This window comes from Microbacterium sp. sgz311019 (assembly GCF_056135325.1).
On the sequence record NZ_JBWAXO010000002.1, the window covers coordinates 326,045 to 340,904 of the forward strand.

Sequence of the window (14,860 nt, forward strand, 5' to 3'; positions counted from 1 at the left end):
CGTTGTGCGTCCATCATGCCACGGGAACCCTGCGACTGAGTGCCACATATTGTGGCACCCAGTCTCGACGATCTTCTGCAGTACCGTCAAGGCATGGCGAGCTACACGCACGGTCATCACGAGAGCGTTCTGCGGTCGCACGAGTGGCGGACGGCGGAGAACTCCGCCGCCTACCTCCTGCCGCATCTGCGGCCGGGGCTCTCCGTGCTCGACGTGGGCTCGGGACCGGGGACGATCACGCTCGACCTCGCGGCGCGCGTCGCTCCCGGGCACGTCACCGGGGTGGATGCGGCGCCGGCGATCGTCGAGAAGGCGGCGGCCCTCGTTCTCGAGACCGGAGTGCGCAACGTCGACTTCGTCGTCGACGATGCCTACGCGCTCGACGCCGGGGACGACTCATTCGACATCGTGCACGCCCATCAGGTGCTGCAGCATCTGGAGCGCCCGGTGGACGCGCTGCGGGAGTTCCGACGCGTGATGAAGCCCGACGGCATCGTCGCTGCCCGCGACGTCGACTACGAGGGCGTCATCTGGTATCCGCTCATCCCGGCGCTCGACGAGTGGCTCGAGGTCTACCTCGCGACGCATCGCGGCTCGTCGGGGGAGCCCGCGGCGGGCCGCCGCCTCAAGGCGTGGGCGCGGGAGGCGGGCTTCGCGAGCGTCGTCTCGAGCGCCACGACGTGGCTGTTCGAGGATGCCCCGGACCGCGCGTGGTGGGGCGGCATGTGGGCCGATCGGGTCGTCGCATCCGACTTCGCCCGACGAGCGCTCGATCTCGGTGCGGCCGACCAGGCGACGCTGGAGCGCATCTCCGACGGCTGGCGGGAGTGGGCGGCGAGCGAGGACGGCTGGCTGCTGATGCCGCACGGCGAGATCATCGCGCGGAGCTGAGGGGCACGTCCTCCACCGCCGGGACCTCGAGCCCGGTCGCGGGTCCGCGGAGTGCGCGCAGCGCATAGAGGATCGTCGCGAGGTCGACCCCCTCCTGGATGAGCGCTCCGCCGACGGCTGGGATCACCCCGCTCGTCGCGATCAGCATCAGCGCGATGCTGATCACGATGCCGATCCAGATCGCGGCGTAGGCGACGCGCAGCGTGTGCTTCCCGATCGAGACGGCGTCGGCCACCTTGGTGAGCGAGTCGGTGAGGATGACGGCATCCGCCGCATCGCCCGCCGCCGTCGCGCCCTTCGCGCCCATCGCGATGCCGACATCGGCGGCGGCGAGCACGGGGGCGTCGTTGATGCCGTCGCCGACCATCAGGACGGGACGCGGGCGTATCTGCCCGGCCAGGTGCACCTTCTCGGGCGGGAGGAGCTCGGCGTGGATGTCGTCGATGCCGACGGTGCGGGCGATGGCCTCGGCTGTGGCTCGGGCATCGCCGGTCAGCATCGTCACGCGCTCCACGTCGTGGGTGCGCAGCCACGAGACGACGGCGCCCGCCTCGCGCCGGGGATCGTCGGCGAGGACCAGCACGCCCGCGAACCGGCCGTCGACGGCGACGTAGGCCGCGGCCTGGCCGGAGGCGATGTCGCGGCGAACGGTGTCCGCGGCGATGGATGCCACGTACGCCGGTTTGCCCACGAGGACGCTGCGTCCCTCGATCACGGCGGTCACGCCGTTGGTCGCGGCCTCGCTCGCCTTCGCGGCCGGCCGCAGCGCGATGCCGCGCTCCGCGGCGGCCCGGCGGATGCCCTCGGCGAGCACGTGGCTCGAGTACTGCTCCGCGGATGCGGCGAGGGCCAGGAGCTCGTCGGCGTCGAAGCCCGGCGCCGGGTCGACGGCGACGAGGTCGGGGCGGCCCTCGGTGAGCGTGCCGGTCTTGTCGAAGGCCGCCGAGCGGATGCGTGCGAGCTGTTCGATCACGCCCCCGCCCTTGATGATGACGCCGGCCTTCGCCGCGCGTGAGAGACCGCCCAGGAAGGCGACGGGCGCGGCGATGAGGAGAGGACAGGGAGTCGCGAGCACCAGCACTTCGGCGAAGCGCGTGGGATCGCCGGAGAGCCCCCACGCGGCGCCTGCGATGACGAGCGAGACCGCGGTGAACGGGATGGCGAAGCGGTCGGCGAGCCGCACCGTCGGCGCCCGGTCTTCCTGGGCCTGCTTCACGAGGGCCACGATCTGCTGATACTGGCTGTCGGCGCTGCGCCGCACCGCGCGGATGCGCACGGCCCGGGAGCCGTTGACCGCTCCGGAGAGCACCTCGTCGCCGGCAGCGCGATGCACCGGCATGCTCTCGCCCGTCAGGGACGACTCGTCGAACGATCCGCGCGGACTCAGCAGAACGCCGTCGACCGGCACGACCTCCGCCGGGCGGATGAGCAGGACGTCGCCCACCTCGACGTCGTCGGCCGCGGCATCCTGCACCTCGTCGCTGTCGGAGCCGGGGTGCACGAGAACGTGCGCGATCTGCGGCGAGCGGTCGAGCAAGGCGGTGAGCTCGCGTTTCGCGCGGCGGCCCGCGTAGTCCTCCAGGGCTTCACCGCCCGCCAGCATCAGCACGATGACGAGCGAGGCGACGTACTCGCCGACCGCCAGCGTCGCCACCATCGCGACGACGGCCAGGACGTCGAGGCCGACGTGGCCGCGCAGGACGTCGCGGACCATCCCGACGAGGGTCCATGCGATCACGAGCGCGACGTAGCCGATGGCGATCCCGGCGGAGGTGCGTGCGAATCCGGCCGCTCCGAGCGCGAGCACGACGATGAGCACGATCACCGTCAGCCACACGATCGGGTACCGAGCGAGCCACCGCAGGAACCTCATGGGGCCAGCGTGCCACGGATACGCTGTCTGCATGTCCGTCTCGTTGCCCGCCCGCAGCATGCTCGTCCACGACGCCCTTCGCGCCGCCGGCATCCCCGGAGAGATCGTGGTGCTGCCGGATGCCGCGTCCACGGCCGTGCTCGCTGCCGAGGCGCTCGGAGTCGACGTCGGCGCGATCGCCAACTCGCTCGTGTTCTGGTCGGACGACGAGCCGCTGCTCGTCATGACCAGCGGCGCCCACCGCGTGGACACCGCCGCGCTCGCCGCCCGGCTCGGGCGCGGCAGGATCGCGCGGGCGACTCCCGACCAGGTGCGCGAGGCCACGGGCCAGGCGATCGGCGGTGTGGCTCCGACCGGTCACCCCGCGCCGCTCACCACCGTCGTCGACGAGGACCTCGCCGCCTACCCGGAGATCTGGGCCGCGGGCGGCACGCCGCACACGGTGTTCCCGCTCACCTACGACGAGCTCGTGCGCCTCACGGGCGGCACCGTCGCCAAGGTGGACTGACGGATGCCGCGCCCGCCTCAGGGTTCGGCGGGCCGGACATCCTGCACGACCTCGTTGCGGCGCAGGAACCAGGGTGTGAACGGCGGGTCGAACCGGGCGAAGCGCGGCTCCCCGGTGGCGGTCATCCCGGCCGCTGCGATGGCGGCCCGCAGTTCCTGATAGTGCGTCAGGAAAGCGGATTCGGATCCGCTGCCGCTGAAACGGAGAGCTGCGGCCACTGAGCCCGGAACGGACCGGATCCTCACGCGAGGATCAGTGGGAACGGGCGCCATCTCCTCGGTCATTCCCGCCGGGAGCACAAAAGCGACCACGTACCCCGTCCCGGCTCTCCCGCCGGCGGGCCCGACATCCACGGGACCGCGCTGGAGGACCGGTGCGGTCATCTGCACCTTCTGGGACGTCCTCGGCGGCGTTCCCCGCTGCACGACGGGCGCGGTCATGGCGATCGACTGTCGGGCCGTGTTGTCACCGTTGATGTAGGCGAACAGGCGACCGAAGGCGGCGTTGCCGGCGCGGTCGAACGACGCGCTCACGTCCACTTCTGCCACGGTGTGCTCCGGGTACCGTCGCAACTCGAAGTCCGCATATCGCCGCAGAAGCTCGTAGGGCTGCTGTTCCGTCATCGTCCTCTGACGATACGCCCGAGAATCGGGGCGGAGGCCGGCTCGGGCGTGCGGGACCAAAGCCCCGAGAGAACGTCCTGCCGCGGCGATAGCCTGACCGCGAGTCTCGTGCCGCGTGACGTTGTGCCGGATGCGTGAAGGGTCGAGCGCTGGGCCGTCTTCTTCTGCATCGAGGCTCGCGAGGAGAAGCATGGATGCACGGCGGGTGGATCTGCGCGGGCGCGTCGCGGTGGTGACGGGATCCACGCGCGGTCTCGGGCTGGCCATGGCCCGGCTGCTGGGTCTGCACGGCGCGACCGTCGTGCTCGCGTCCCGATCGGATGCCCACGTCGAAGCCGCGGTCGCGCGGTTGCAGCGGGAAGGGATCTCGGTCTCGGGGTGCCGCTGCGATGTCGGCGAGATCGCGGAGGTCGAAGCCCTGCGCGATGAGGCCCTCAGCCGCGGGAATCTGTCGATCTGGGTCAACAACGCCGGTGCGTCCGGCGTCTACGGGCCGACGGCGTCCACGCCTGTCGACGACTTCACCCATGTGGTGCGCACGAACATCCTCGGAACGTTCCACGGTTCGCGTGTCGCGTTGCCCGTGTTCTTGGCTCAAGGCAATGGCGACCTCGTGAACCTCTATGGACAGGGCGACAAGGGGCCTGTCGCACAGCAGAACGCATACGCGTCCAGCAAACGGTGGGTGCGGCAATTCACCGAGACGCTGCGCCGGGAGTGCAAGCACACCGGGGTGCGTGTGCACGGCATGAATCCCGGCCTGGTGACGACCGACCTTCTGGGGCACGTCACCGCCCAGTCGGGCTACGAGGGGCGGCTCGGCGCATTGCAGGTCGTCGTCGGTCTGTGGGGCCAGGCCCCCGAGGCTGCCGCGCGCCCTGTCCTCAGACTCGTCACATCGGACGCGGCCCAGTTCCGGTACCTGACCCCTGCGACGACGCTCACACGCGGGGTGCGCAGCATTCTCACGGGACGCCTCCGCCGCGCCAACCGCATGCCCCTGCAGGTCAGTGTCGTGGACTCGGGTGCACATGAGCTGGGCGGCCGCCGATGACCTGTCTGAGGAGGGTTTCCCCCGACTCTGCTGTCGTATCAGCGCGACCCCTGCGCACTCCTCCATGGGGAAGGTTGTCGGCGTCGCGGACGAGAGCTGGTGCGGATGATGCCTGATTCGGAACGCCTGCAGGGTGCGGGCACGGAGTATGCGTTCCAGCCGGTCTCCGGCATCCCGCCCTTCCAGCCGATCGGCGACGGGGTCTTCACGCTGGGGCCGGAGCTCGCGGCGTGGGGTCCATCCGACCAGAACCTCTTCGCGTTCGCGGTCGGCATCGATCAGGCGCTGTGGTGTTCGGAGCTGAGCGGCTTCCTCTTCGACGAGCCGCCCGCGACATGGAGTGCATGGCGCTCGTTGGGAGGAGTCGTCACCTCGGCACCGCGGGCAGTGCGTTCGGGTGACGGGTCGATCGACGTCTTCGCCACGGGCGCGAACAGCGAACTCCTGCACTGGCAGTTCCTCGATGGAGCGTGGGTGACCCACGGGCCGGTCGTCAAGGCCGAGGCGCACGTGGAGGACGGGGTCATCCCGCCGATTCGCGTGACCCGATACTGGGAATCGCTCGGCGGTGTCCTCACCTCCGCACCGGATGCGGTGCTCTTCGGAGAGCTGGACGACGAGATCCTCGTGTTCGCGCGCGGCACGGACCAGGCGCTCTGGACACGGGCACGGCAGGGTGTCTCCTGGACGCCCTGGATCTCACTGGGTCACCTTCTCGCGTCGGCGCCGCGCGCGGCGGTGGTGCAGAAAGAGACATTCGCGGTGTTCGCCCTCGGAGTGGACTCCGCGATCTGGTACACCATGGGTGCGGAGTGGCACTCTCTGGGCGGCACGTTCTCGTCGCCTCCCTACGCCGTGGCGTGGGGGCGATTCCTCCATGTGTTCGCCACCGCCAGCAGCGGGGCGCTGAACGTCCGCCGCTGGGACGGCAGCGGCTGGAGCGACTGGCAGGACCTCGGCGGCATCCTGATGACACCGCCCATCGCCGACGCGCCACCGGACGGTCTGCCGTACGTCTTCACACTCGGCACCGACAGCGGCGTGTGGCGCAACCGTTCGAACGGGGGTTTCGAGTGGTCGGGCTGGGAGTCTCTGGGCACCGGCCTGCTGACGCTTCCTGCGACGGTCGTGCGGAATCCGTCCGACATCGAGAACGTGCGAGCCCTCGCGGCGCTCGGCTTCGACCACCGGGTCTGGTTCCAGGAGGACGACTTCTGACGCGCGCCTGGGCTGCGGCGCCCGTCACCCGGCGCGGACGATCTCCAGACAGGTGATCGCTGCGGCAGCAGACCACGCCTGCGGGCGGCACGCCGCCGGATACGGGGCCGGCACAGCGCGGTCGGACGCGGCATCCCCGCTGTGGAGCTCGGGCATGCGGAATCCGAACGACATCGCCGCACGCAGCAGGCCGTCGACCACCCCGAGCGCCTCGGCGCGGAGGCCGGCGCGGAGCATCCCGTGCGCGACGATCGCACTGTCGTGCGCCCACACCGAGCCGCGGTGGTAGCCGAGCGGCCAGTAGCCGCCGGCATCCGTCGACAGCGTCCTGATGCCGAACCCGGATGACATGGACGCGCCCACGAGAAGGCGCGCGACGTCCCGCTCCTCGGTGGGGGAGAGGATGCCGGTGCCGAGCAGGTGACCGATGTTCGAGGTCAGCGTGTCCACCGCGCGACCGTCGCGATCGAGCGCGACGGCGGGATAGCGGCCTTCGGGCGTCTCGACCCAGAACCTCTCCGCGAACCGCCGGCGCAGCGTTGCGGCCCACGAGCGCAGGTCGTCACCGCCGCCTTCGCCGAGCCGGTCGAGGAGCCCGGCGGCTCCGACGGCCGCCTCGTAGGCGTAGCCCTGCACCTCGCAGAGGGCGATCGGCCCCTCGGCGAGAGACCCGTCGCGCCACTGGATCGAGTCGCCCGAGTCCTTCCAGCCCTGGTTCGTGAGGCCCCGCCCGGAGCGGTCGATGTAGGAGAGGAAGCCGTCGCCGGCGCTGCGCACGATCCAGTCGAGCGCGGCCCGCAGGTTCGGCAGGAGCGCGCGCACCTCGGGCTCCGGCATCCCGCGCTCCGCCGCCTCGACGAGCAGGCTCACCCAGAGCGCGGTCGCATCCACCGTGCCGTAGTAGAGCGGGGGGAGCACGATTCCCTCGCCCGGCATGCGGAACTCGCTGGCGCGCAGCTCGTGCGCGATCTTGCCCGGCTCCTCCTCGGTGTCCGGGTCGTCCTTCGTGCCCTGCAGGCGGGCGAGGACGCGGAGGGTGGATGCCGCGAGCCCCGCGTCGACCGGCAGCAGGAGCCGCGCGGCCCACAGGCTGTCGCGCCCGAAGAGCGTGAGGAACCATGGTGCACCGGCGGCGAGGAACGCGTCGTCGGGGTGATCGGGGAGGGCGAGTCGCAGCGCGGCGAGATCGCCGAGCGCCGTGCGCACCCAGGCGGCCAGACGCGGGTCGACATCCACATCGGGGAGCGGCCACGATACGGGCGACGCAGCCTGCACGACGAGCTGCGCATCGCGCATGGCGGCGGAGAGGGTGAGGGATGCGGCATCCCCCGGCGCGACCTGGACCGACCACGTCGCCTCCAGCTCGCCCTCGTTCCGGTGCCACACGCCGCCCTCGGCGGTCAGCACGAGCTCGGCGTGCTCGGCCGTGACGGTCGCGGTCTCGCCCTCGAGCCGTGCATCCCAGGCACGCGCGCCTCCGAGGCCGGCCTTCACCTCCTGCAGCTGCCGGAAGTCCGGGCTGATCCGCAGAGCGACGACGGCATCCACCGCGTCCGGGGTGACAGACGCGAGCGTGATCGTCTCGGTGACGGCGCCGGGGGTGAGCGACCGACGGCGCGTGAGCCGCACGTGCGGATCGGGTGACGGGTCGTCGACCTCGCGCACCGTGGCGTCGAACACGACGCTCGAGATGTCGGACTGCGCGGCTCCGATCGGCTCGGGCACCGCTCCCGCGCACTGCAGGGCCATCCCGCTGATGAACCGCCGGTCGCCGTGGTAGACGCCGTCGATCGGCGCGAGCATGTCACCGGTGTCGCGCGACCAGGCCTGGGTCGGGGCTGCGAGCGCGATGACGGCGTCGTGGAGATAGGGCTGTCGACCCGAAGTCATTCTTTGACGGCTCCTTCACTGGAGTTCATGATGCGGCGCTGGAAGACGAAGAACAGCGCGGCGACGGGGATGGTCATGAGGAGTGCGGCGGCGAGCTTCAGCGGGTACTGGCTGCCCTGGCTGAGCTGACCGGATGCGAGTCCCGCGACGCCCTTGGTCAGCGTCGTCAGCTGAGGCGACTGCGTCGACACGATGAAGTGCGCGAGCTCGTTCCAGGAGCCCTGGAACGACAGGATGACGATCGTGATCAGTGCGGGCCGCGCCATCGGCAGCACGACCGACCAGAAGATGCGGAAGCTGCCGGCGCCGTCGATGCGCGCCTGCTCCTCCACCGAGACCGGGATGGACTCGAAGAAGTTCTTCATGATGAACACGCCCGCGGCATCCACCAGCAGCGGCAGGATCATGCCCGAGTACGAGTCGTACAGGCCGAGCTGGTTCAGCACCAGGAACTTCGGGATCAGCAGCACGACCGCAGGCACGGCCATCACGCCGACCACGAGGGCGAAGATCAGGGCGCGCCCGCGGAAGTGGAGTCGCGCCAGCGCGTAGCCGGCGAGCGACACGAAGAACACCCGGCCGAGCGTCACGCAGATCGTCACGACCGCCGAGTTCGCGAACCACAGCGGGAAGTCGCTGTGTGCGAACAGGCGCTCGTAGGCCGCGAACGACCAGGTCTGCGGGATGAGGGAGATCGGGTCGGCGGCCGCCTCGGACTCGGTCTTGAAAGACGTCGACACCTGTACGAGGAACGGGTAGATGTACACGAGTGCGATCGCGACGAGCAGCGCGTACAGGGCGATCTGGCTCCAGCGGGAGCCGCCACGCCCGCTGCTGCTGCGGCGGCGGCGGCGAGAGGGCGAGGGCGGCGGGCTCGCCGGAGGAGTCGTGACGGTGGCCTCACGAACGGCGGAGTCAGTCATGCTGCGCTCCCTTCGGCTGGTAGGCGCGGATGCGGCGCCGCGAGACGGGACGGTCGCGCAGCACCCAGCGCTGCAGGAGCGTGAACAGGATGATGATCACGAACAGCATGAAGGCGATCGCGGCGCCGTTGCCCCATTTCTGGTCCTGGAACGAGGCCTGGTACGACAGGAAGGCGGGCGTGAGGGTCGTCTTGGCCGGTCCGCCCTGGGTTCCGGTGTAGATCTGGTCGAACACCTGCCAGCAGCCGATGAGGCCGAGCGTGACGACGGTGAACAGCGTGGGGCGCAGTTGCGGGAGCGTGATGCGCCAGAAGCGCTGCCATCCATTGGCGCCGTCCATCATGGCGGCCTCGGCCAGCTCGGGGCCGATGTTCTGCAGCGCGGCGAGGAAGAGCAGCATGAACGTGCCACTCGTCGTGAACACCGCCATGAGGACGAGCGCGCACATGGCCACCGACGGGCCCGCGGTCCACTCCCACCAGGTGACGCCGAGGAACTTCCCCTGCGTGAGGATCTGCGGCCCCGGGGTGTCGCCCGATAGCAGGTGGAAGAGGCCACGCGGGTCCTGCCACCAGTTCGGGCCGTGACCGCCCAGCATGGCGATGATCTGGTTCACGACGCCGGTCGTCGAGAAGAGGAAGAGCCACAGCACCGTGATGGCGACCGAGCTCGTGACCGAGGGGAAGTAGAACGCCGTGCGGAAGAACCCGCGGCCGCGCAGCACTGCACGGCTCACGAGCACCGCGAGGAAGAGCGACAGCGCCGTCTGCAGCGGCACCACGAGCACGACGTACCAGGCGTTGTTGCGCAGCGACAGGCCGAAGTTGCGCTCGGCGAGACCGCCGCTGGTCGTGACGTCGGCGTAGTTCTGCAAGCCGACGAAGCTGACGCTCGGCGACAACGGGCTGCCGTTGCCGTTCCAGTCGGAGAAGCTGACCCACAGCGCCATGAGCACCGGGATGAACAGGAAGACACCGAGGATGAGGACGACGGGGAGGATGAAGAGCCACCCCGCCACCCCCTCCCCGCGGCGGATCCCGGAGGATGCGCCGCGGGGAGAGGCTGAGGCCGTTTTCGGCACGGCAGGAGCGGTCATGGCGTTACTTGACGACCGCTTCGAGGTTCGTCTGGACCGACTGCAGGATCGTCTTCGGATCCGCGGTCTTGAGCGTCTCGAGCTGCGAGTTGAAGTCCGCGACGACGTCGGCGGCACCGGCGTTCGTGGGCACGCCCTGCGCGTAGTCCGCGCCGGTGAGGAACGGCACGAGCGGGGCGTTGTCGGACTTCCACTGATCCGCCGCCGACTTCACGGACGGCATCGGGCCGAAGGCCTTCGAGAAGGTCAGCTGCTGGTCGGCGGAGGTCAGGTATTCGATGAAGTCGAGTGCGGCCTTCTGGTTCTTGCCTGCGGCGGACATGCCCCAGCAGTTGGTGAACTGCAGCGTGCCCTTGCCCGCGGGCCCGGCAGGCAGCTCGACGACCTCGTACTTCACGTTCGGGTAGTCGTTCTGCATGGCGCCGGTGATCCAGTTGCCCTCGATCGTCATCGCGCCGAGCTGCTTGCCGAACGCCTCGCCGCCCCATCCTGCTCCGACATCCTTCGCATAGGCGAAGGTGCCGTCGTTCAGGTGCTGCTTGACGTAGTCGAGTGCCTTCACGTTGGCGTCGCTGTCGGCCTCGGCCTTCTTGCCGTCCTCGGACACGAGGCGGCCGCCCGCCTGGGCCATGAAGGCGCCGATGCGCGCGTACTCGCCGCTGAAGACCAGGCCCTTGGTGGTGCCGCTCGTGAGCTTCTTGGCGTCCTCGGCCAGCTGATCCCACGTCTTCGGGATGTCGGCGTCAGTGAGGCCCGCCTTGGTCCACAGGTCGGTGTTGATGATCAGCTGCAGTGTCGAGAAGTCCTTCGGCGCGCAGTACGAGGTGCCGTCGACGCTGAAGTTCTTCACGAGCGAGGGGTAGAAGTCGCCCTTGTTGCCCAGCATGTCGCCGTAGGCCTTCAGCGACTTGTTCTGGGCGAGCCCGGCGATCGCGTCCGTCGACAGGTAGAACACGTCCGGCGGCGATCCGGCTGCGAAGCCCTGCGACAGCTGCTCCGAGAGCTTCGTCGCGGGCACGACGGTGACATCGACGCCCGACTTCTTCGACCAGGCTGTCGCGGCGTTCTGGACCGCCTTCGTCTCCGCGTCGCCGCTGGAGCCGATCATGAGCGTGAGCGGCTTCTTCGACGAGGTCAGGCCGTCTGCGGCCCCCGTCGAGCCGCCGCTGCTGAACCCTTGGCCACAGCCGGCGAGCGCGAGGGCGGCGATGACGGTGCCGCCCGCGGCGATCGCAGCGCGTGCTGTGTGTCGCGACATCAGATCTCCTTCGATTCAATGGGTGAGCGCCCGGACATCGAACTTACCGTGGGAAATTTGATCGTTCAAATTTTGGGCGCAGAGACAAGATATGGTGTTGCCATCACAAGTGTCAAGGGGTGGTGACCGGGATGACGATGCGTCGAGCCGCGACGATCGAGGACGTCGCGCATGCCGCGGGAGTCTCGCGTCAGACCGTCAGCAATGTGCTGAACTCGCCCGACATCGTGCGCGAGGCGACGCGGGCGCGGGTCCGTGCGGCGATCGCGGACCTGGGCTACGCGCCCCACGCGTCAGCGCGCCGGCTGCGTACGCAGCGCAGCTCGACCATCGGCATCCATCTCGATCCGTATGCCGGCGGCATCTCCGGTGTGGTGCTCGATCGGTTCGTGCACGCGCTCACGGAGCGGGCCGGCGAGCGGGGGCAGCGGGTGCTCGTGTACGCGGCGCGGTCTCCCGAGGAGGAGATCGCACGGATGGCTGAGCTCGCCGACGGCGGCGACATCGACGCCGTCGTCATCACCGGGACCTTCCACGGCGACCCGCGCACGGTCTGGCTCGCCGAGCGCGATCTGCCGTTCGTGTCGTTCGGGCGTCCTTGGGGTGTCGACGACATCGAGGATCCGGCCCACCTCTGGGTCGACGTCGACGGGGCCGCCGGCACGCGTGCCGCGACCGAGTACGCGATGTCGCAGGTGGGCCCGCGGGTGGCGTTCCTCGGCTGGCCGGGCGGGTCGGGCACCGGCGACGACCGTGAACGGGGATGGCGGGAGGCCCGAGCCGGCCTGCCCGCTGCGCCCCGGCTCACCGCGGTGGAGAGCGTCGCGGAGGGTCGTGCCGCCGCGACGGCGGCCCTCGAGTCGCGCGACTTCGACGCCATCGTGTGCGCGAGCGACGTGCTGGCCATCGGCGCTCACCTGGCCGCGACGGCGGCCCGCACAGACATCCCGGTGATCGGCTTCGACAACACGCCCGCCGTCGAGGCGCTGGGTATCTCCAGCGTCGAGCAGCTGCCCGAGAAGGTGGCCGAGGGCGTGCTCGAGCTGCTGATGGGGGAGCGGACCGCGATCAGTCCCCGCTCGGCCACTCCCGGTCGCGCGCACGTGCTCGTGGAGCCTCGACTGGTCGTTCGCCGTCCGGAGGCGTAGCGGCCGCTTCGGCCGCGCGCGCGGCGGCGGGGGCCCGCATCCAGATCAGACCCACAAGGCCCGCCGCGAGGTACAGGCACGCCTGCAGGTCGAGGAGCGGGACGAGGAGCGCCGGATCGCCGGCCAGTCCCGCGAGGAGGATGCCGACGGACTGACCCACGGCGGCGACCAGGCCGACGGCCGCGAACGCCGCGGCCCGCTCGCGGGGTGCGGCGGCGGTCTGCATGATGCTCATGACGCCCGTCATCATGACGACGCCCGGTGCGCCGACCATCGCGAACAGCACGACGTACGGCCAGAGCTGTGTGGTGAGGCTCGGCAGGTTCCAGGTCACGAGCGAGATGACCCCGAAGGCGAAGAGGCTGCCGACGGTGAGTGCGCGCGGGCTCGCGCCGCGCGTGAAGAACCCCAGCGCGAGTCCGGCGGCGATGGCGCCGATCGCCTGGATGCCGCGCAGGAGCCCGACATCCCCGTCGCTGCCGTGCAGCGGATCGGTGACGAAGAGCAGGAACAGCACGAGGAACATGCCCTGCGCGATGCTCGCGAGGCCCATGATCGCGTAGACCGCCCGCAGCGCGGGAAGCCGCAGCGCGGCGCCGACGCCCATCGGCGCGCGAGCCGTGTCGCGCTCGGACTCTCCCGCGGGACGGCCCGCTGCTCGCGGGAGCGTGGCGATGAGGATGGCGGAGATCACATAGCTCGCCGCATCCAGCGCCACGACGAGTCCGAGCCCGCCCACCATGAGTGCGATGCCGCCGAGCGGGCCGCCCACCAGGCGCGCGAGGTTCTGGTTCAGGCCGATGAGCGCGTTCGCGCTCACCAGCCGGTCGGCCTCGACGAGGTCGGGCAGCATCGAGTTCTTCGCGGGCTCGAAGAGCGCGGCGAGCGATGCGTGCACGGCGATGACCGCGTAGGCGATCGGCAGGTCCTCCGGCGAGCGCACGAACAGCAGCGGGATCAGCGCGAGCGCCTGGCCCACGTTGGTGCCGACCATCAGGATGCGTCGGTCCATCCGCCCCGCGAGCCGCGCCGCGAGGGGCGCGAGGACGACCGCCGGCGCGAGCTCGAGGAGGAAGGCGAGCGACGCGCCGACAGCCGAGCCGCTGAGGCGCAGCACGACGAGCGGCAGCGCGATGAACAGGAACCAGTCGCCGGTGTCGGACACGAGGCCCGCGACCCAGAGGCGACGGAAGGCGGGGATGCCGAACGCGCTGCTCATGACCGCCCTCCCGGCTCGGCAGCGCCGAAAGACGGGCGGGGGAACGCGAGCACCGACACCTCCGCGACGGCCGAGCCCTCGGGCGCCTCGCCGCGGGTGGCGGCGATGTAGGGGCGCAGGAGCGCGTCGATGCTCTCGACGAGCGAGCGCAGCTCCGCCGGCGTCACCCGCAGGCCGTAGGTCATGTGCGCATCCGTCTCGCGCCACTCGGGATCGAGGCGGTCGCGGGTGCGCAGATGCTCGCGCGCCAGCTGGTACTCGAGCTGCAGGGCGGCCGCGATCATGCCCTCGGCGCTCGCGGCGAGGTCGGGATCGGCGGAGTCGAGGTGCGTGTCGAGCCCGGTGACGGTCGCCCGCCAGGGGCGCTCGCGCCCGTCGCCGGAGTCCACCGGCTCCACGAGGCCGTGCTTGGCCAGGACGCGCAGGTGGTAGCTGCAGTTCGACGGCGAGTCGCCGACGGCGCGGGCGCACGCGGATGCGGTCGCCGGCCCCTCGGACATCAGGTAGCCGAGGAGGTTCAGACGCACGGGATGGACGAGGGCCTCGATGGCCTCGGAGTCGTCCAGTCGTCGACGGATCTCGGGCTTCGGTTCCACCATGGCGCACCTCGGGTCTGAAAGAGTATTTCGCAAGACTCTTTCAGAGTACGCCGGCAAGGCGAGAAGTGAAAGCCCTTTTCAGACTTCGGGGGATTCAGCCCGGTTCGGCGATGCGCTCCAGCGCGTCGAGCGCGGCGACCACCGCGGCGTGCTCATCCTCGTCGAGCGCCTCCAGCAGCACTCCGATCCGCGCGGCGCGCTCGGCGCGCGCCCGCATGACCGCCTGCTCGCCCTGGGGTGTCCCGAGCACGAAGAACGACCGGCGGTCGACCGGATCGGGCTCGCGCCGCACGAGCCCCCGCGACTCGAGATCGGCGACGAGGCGGGTCACCGACGGCGGTGCGAGGTGCTCGCGGCGGGCGATGTCGCCGGGGCGCAACGGTCCGTATCGAACGATCGTCGAGAGGACCGAGAGCTGCCCGTGCGTCATGCCGTCTTCGGACGGGCGGATGCGCCGGTTGATCCGGCCGATCGCGATCGCCAGTCGCGCCGCATCCTGACTGGTACGTGCTGCGTTCATCGAACCTCCTGGGCGGACACCGGCCACGGGCCGGCCTGCG

14 protein-coding genes are annotated in these 14,860 nt (G+C 70.5%); 5 read left to right on the forward strand and 9 right to left on the reverse strand.

Annotation, left to right across the window (positions count from 1 at the left end; genetic code table 11):
- Positions 1-93 precede the first annotated feature (93 nt).
- The gene (locus AC0NZN_RS04405) at positions 94-891 is read left to right on the forward strand and encodes a methyltransferase domain-containing protein (protein WP_474591047.1); all 798 of its coding nucleotides are present in this window, start codon (positions 94-96) and stop codon (positions 889-891) included.
- On the opposite strand, the gene AC0NZN_RS04410 is transcribed toward AC0NZN_RS04405, so the two are convergent.
- Positions 875-2,764, reverse strand: a complete 1,890-nt coding sequence (locus AC0NZN_RS04410; protein WP_474591048.1) for a heavy metal translocating P-type ATPase — start codon at positions 2,762-2,764, stop codon at positions 875-877. The two genes, AC0NZN_RS04405 and AC0NZN_RS04410, sit on opposite strands and share 17 nt — an antisense overlap.
- 31 nt (positions 2,765-2,795) lie before the next feature.
- On the opposite strand from AC0NZN_RS04410, the gene AC0NZN_RS04415 reads away from it, so the two are divergent.
- Positions 2,796-3,272 carry a YbaK/EbsC family protein gene (locus AC0NZN_RS04415; RefSeq protein ID WP_474591049.1) on the forward strand — a complete coding sequence of 159 codons (477 nt, stop codon included), beginning with the start codon at positions 2,796-2,798 and terminating at the stop codon, positions 3,270-3,272.
- Between the two features lie 17 nt (positions 3,273-3,289).
- Here the strand turns inward: AC0NZN_RS04415 and AC0NZN_RS04420 are convergent, their stop codons facing one another.
- Entirely contained in the window at positions 3,290-3,895 is a 606-nt protein-coding gene (locus tag AC0NZN_RS04420) for an SOUL family heme-binding protein (protein WP_474591050.1), read from the reverse strand.
- A 190-nt stretch (positions 3,896-4,085) separates the two neighbouring features.
- Here AC0NZN_RS04420 and AC0NZN_RS04425 point away from each other — a divergent pair, with 190 nt between their 5' ends.
- Positions 4,086-4,949: an SDR family oxidoreductase gene (locus AC0NZN_RS04425; protein WP_474591051.1), complete on the forward strand. Its 864-nt coding sequence runs from the start codon at positions 4,086-4,088 to the stop codon at positions 4,947-4,949.
- A 108-nt stretch (positions 4,950-5,057) separates the two neighbouring features.
- Entirely contained in the window at positions 5,058-6,167 is a 1,110-nt protein-coding gene (locus tag AC0NZN_RS04430; RefSeq protein WP_474591052.1) for a DUF8189 domain-containing protein, read from the forward strand.
- 24 nt (positions 6,168-6,191) lie between these two features.
- Here AC0NZN_RS04430 and AC0NZN_RS04435 read toward each other — a convergent pair whose 3' ends face one another.
- The 4 genes from AC0NZN_RS04435 to AC0NZN_RS04450 are packed head-to-tail and all read right to left on the reverse strand — an operon-like array spanning position 6,192 to position 11,334.
- Complete coding sequence (locus tag AC0NZN_RS04435) at positions 6,192-8,057, reverse strand: glycogen debranching N-terminal domain-containing protein (RefSeq protein WP_474591053.1); 1,866 nt, start codon at positions 8,055-8,057, stop codon at positions 6,192-6,194.
- Positions 8,054-8,980 (reverse strand): carbohydrate ABC transporter permease, encoded by a 927-nt coding sequence (locus tag AC0NZN_RS04440; RefSeq protein WP_474591054.1) that lies wholly within the window; start codon positions 8,978-8,980, stop codon positions 8,054-8,056. Before AC0NZN_RS04440 ends, AC0NZN_RS04435 begins: the two co-directional genes overlap by 4 nt.
- Positions 8,973-10,076 carry a carbohydrate ABC transporter permease gene (locus AC0NZN_RS04445; protein WP_474591055.1) on the reverse strand — a complete coding sequence of 368 codons (1,104 nt, stop codon included), beginning with the start codon at positions 10,074-10,076 and terminating at the stop codon, positions 8,973-8,975. Before AC0NZN_RS04445 ends, AC0NZN_RS04440 begins: the two co-directional genes overlap by 8 nt.
- Before the next feature lie 4 nt (positions 10,077-10,080).
- Positions 10,081-11,334, reverse strand: coding sequence for a sugar ABC transporter substrate-binding protein (locus AC0NZN_RS04450; RefSeq protein WP_474591056.1), 1,254 nt, complete (start codon positions 11,332-11,334; stop codon positions 10,081-10,083).
- A gap of 137 nt (positions 11,335-11,471) precedes the next feature.
- Here AC0NZN_RS04450 and AC0NZN_RS04455 point away from each other — a divergent pair, with 137 nt between their 5' ends.
- Positions 11,472-12,482, forward strand: coding sequence for a LacI family DNA-binding transcriptional regulator (locus AC0NZN_RS04455; protein WP_474591264.1), 1,011 nt, complete (start codon positions 11,472-11,474; stop codon positions 12,480-12,482).
- On the opposite strand, the gene AC0NZN_RS04460 is transcribed toward AC0NZN_RS04455, so the two are convergent.
- The 3 genes from AC0NZN_RS04460 to AC0NZN_RS04470 all read right to left on the reverse strand — a co-directional run bounded on the left by AC0NZN_RS04460 (position 12,403) and on the right by AC0NZN_RS04470 (position 14,820).
- The gene (locus AC0NZN_RS04460; protein WP_474591057.1) at positions 12,403-13,701 is read right to left on the reverse strand and encodes an MFS transporter; all 1,299 of its coding nucleotides are present in this window, start codon (positions 13,699-13,701) and stop codon (positions 12,403-12,405) included. The two genes, AC0NZN_RS04455 and AC0NZN_RS04460, sit on opposite strands and share 80 nt — an antisense overlap.
- Complete coding sequence (locus AC0NZN_RS04465) at positions 13,698-14,300, reverse strand: winged helix-turn-helix domain-containing protein (protein WP_474591058.1); 603 nt, start codon at positions 14,298-14,300, stop codon at positions 13,698-13,700. The genes AC0NZN_RS04460 and AC0NZN_RS04465 overlap by 4 nt, the downstream gene beginning before the upstream one ends.
- Before the next feature lie 94 nt (positions 14,301-14,394).
- Positions 14,395-14,820, reverse strand: coding sequence for a MarR family winged helix-turn-helix transcriptional regulator (locus AC0NZN_RS04470; RefSeq protein ID WP_474591059.1), 426 nt, complete (start codon positions 14,818-14,820; stop codon positions 14,395-14,397).
- Between the last annotated feature and the right edge of the window lie 40 nt (positions 14,821-14,860).

Bases quoted from the DNA above. Each gene is read 5' to 3' on its own strand.
- AC0NZN_RS04405 (WP_474591047.1), top strand. From the start codon at position 94: ATGGCGAGCTACACGCACGGTCATCACGAGAGCGTTCTGCGGTCGCAC.
- AC0NZN_RS04410 (WP_474591048.1), bottom strand. From the start codon at position 2,764: ATGAGGTTCCTGCGGTGGCTCGCTCGGTACCCGATCGTGTGGCTGACG.
- AC0NZN_RS04415 (WP_474591049.1), top strand. From the start codon at position 2,796: ATGTCCGTCTCGTTGCCCGCCCGCAGCATGCTCGTCCACGACGCCCTT.
- AC0NZN_RS04420 (WP_474591050.1), bottom strand. From the start codon at position 3,895: ATGACGGAACAGCAGCCCTACGAGCTTCTGCGGCGATATGCGGACTTC.
- AC0NZN_RS04425 (WP_474591051.1), top strand. From the start codon at position 4,086: ATGGATGCACGGCGGGTGGATCTGCGCGGGCGCGTCGCGGTGGTGACG.
- AC0NZN_RS04430 (WP_474591052.1), top strand. From the start codon at position 5,058: ATGCCTGATTCGGAACGCCTGCAGGGTGCGGGCACGGAGTATGCGTTC.
- AC0NZN_RS04435 (WP_474591053.1), bottom strand. From the start codon at position 8,057: ATGACTTCGGGTCGACAGCCCTATCTCCACGACGCCGTCATCGCGCTC.
- AC0NZN_RS04440 (WP_474591054.1), bottom strand. From the start codon at position 8,980: ATGACTGACTCCGCCGTTCGTGAGGCCACCGTCACGACTCCTCCGGCG.
- AC0NZN_RS04445 (WP_474591055.1), bottom strand. From the start codon at position 10,076: ATGACCGCTCCTGCCGTGCCGAAAACGGCCTCAGCCTCTCCCCGCGGC.
- AC0NZN_RS04450 (WP_474591056.1), bottom strand. From the start codon at position 11,334: ATGTCGCGACACACAGCACGCGCTGCGATCGCCGCGGGCGGCACCGTC.
- AC0NZN_RS04455 (WP_474591264.1), top strand. From the start codon at position 11,472: ATGCGTCGAGCCGCGACGATCGAGGACGTCGCGCATGCCGCGGGAGTC.
- AC0NZN_RS04460 (WP_474591057.1), bottom strand. From the start codon at position 13,701: ATGAGCAGCGCGTTCGGCATCCCCGCCTTCCGTCGCCTCTGGGTCGCG.
- AC0NZN_RS04465 (WP_474591058.1), bottom strand. From the start codon at position 14,300: ATGGTGGAACCGAAGCCCGAGATCCGTCGACGACTGGACGACTCCGAG.
- AC0NZN_RS04470 (WP_474591059.1), bottom strand. From the start codon at position 14,820: ATGAACGCAGCACGTACCAGTCAGGATGCGGCGCGACTGGCGATCGCG.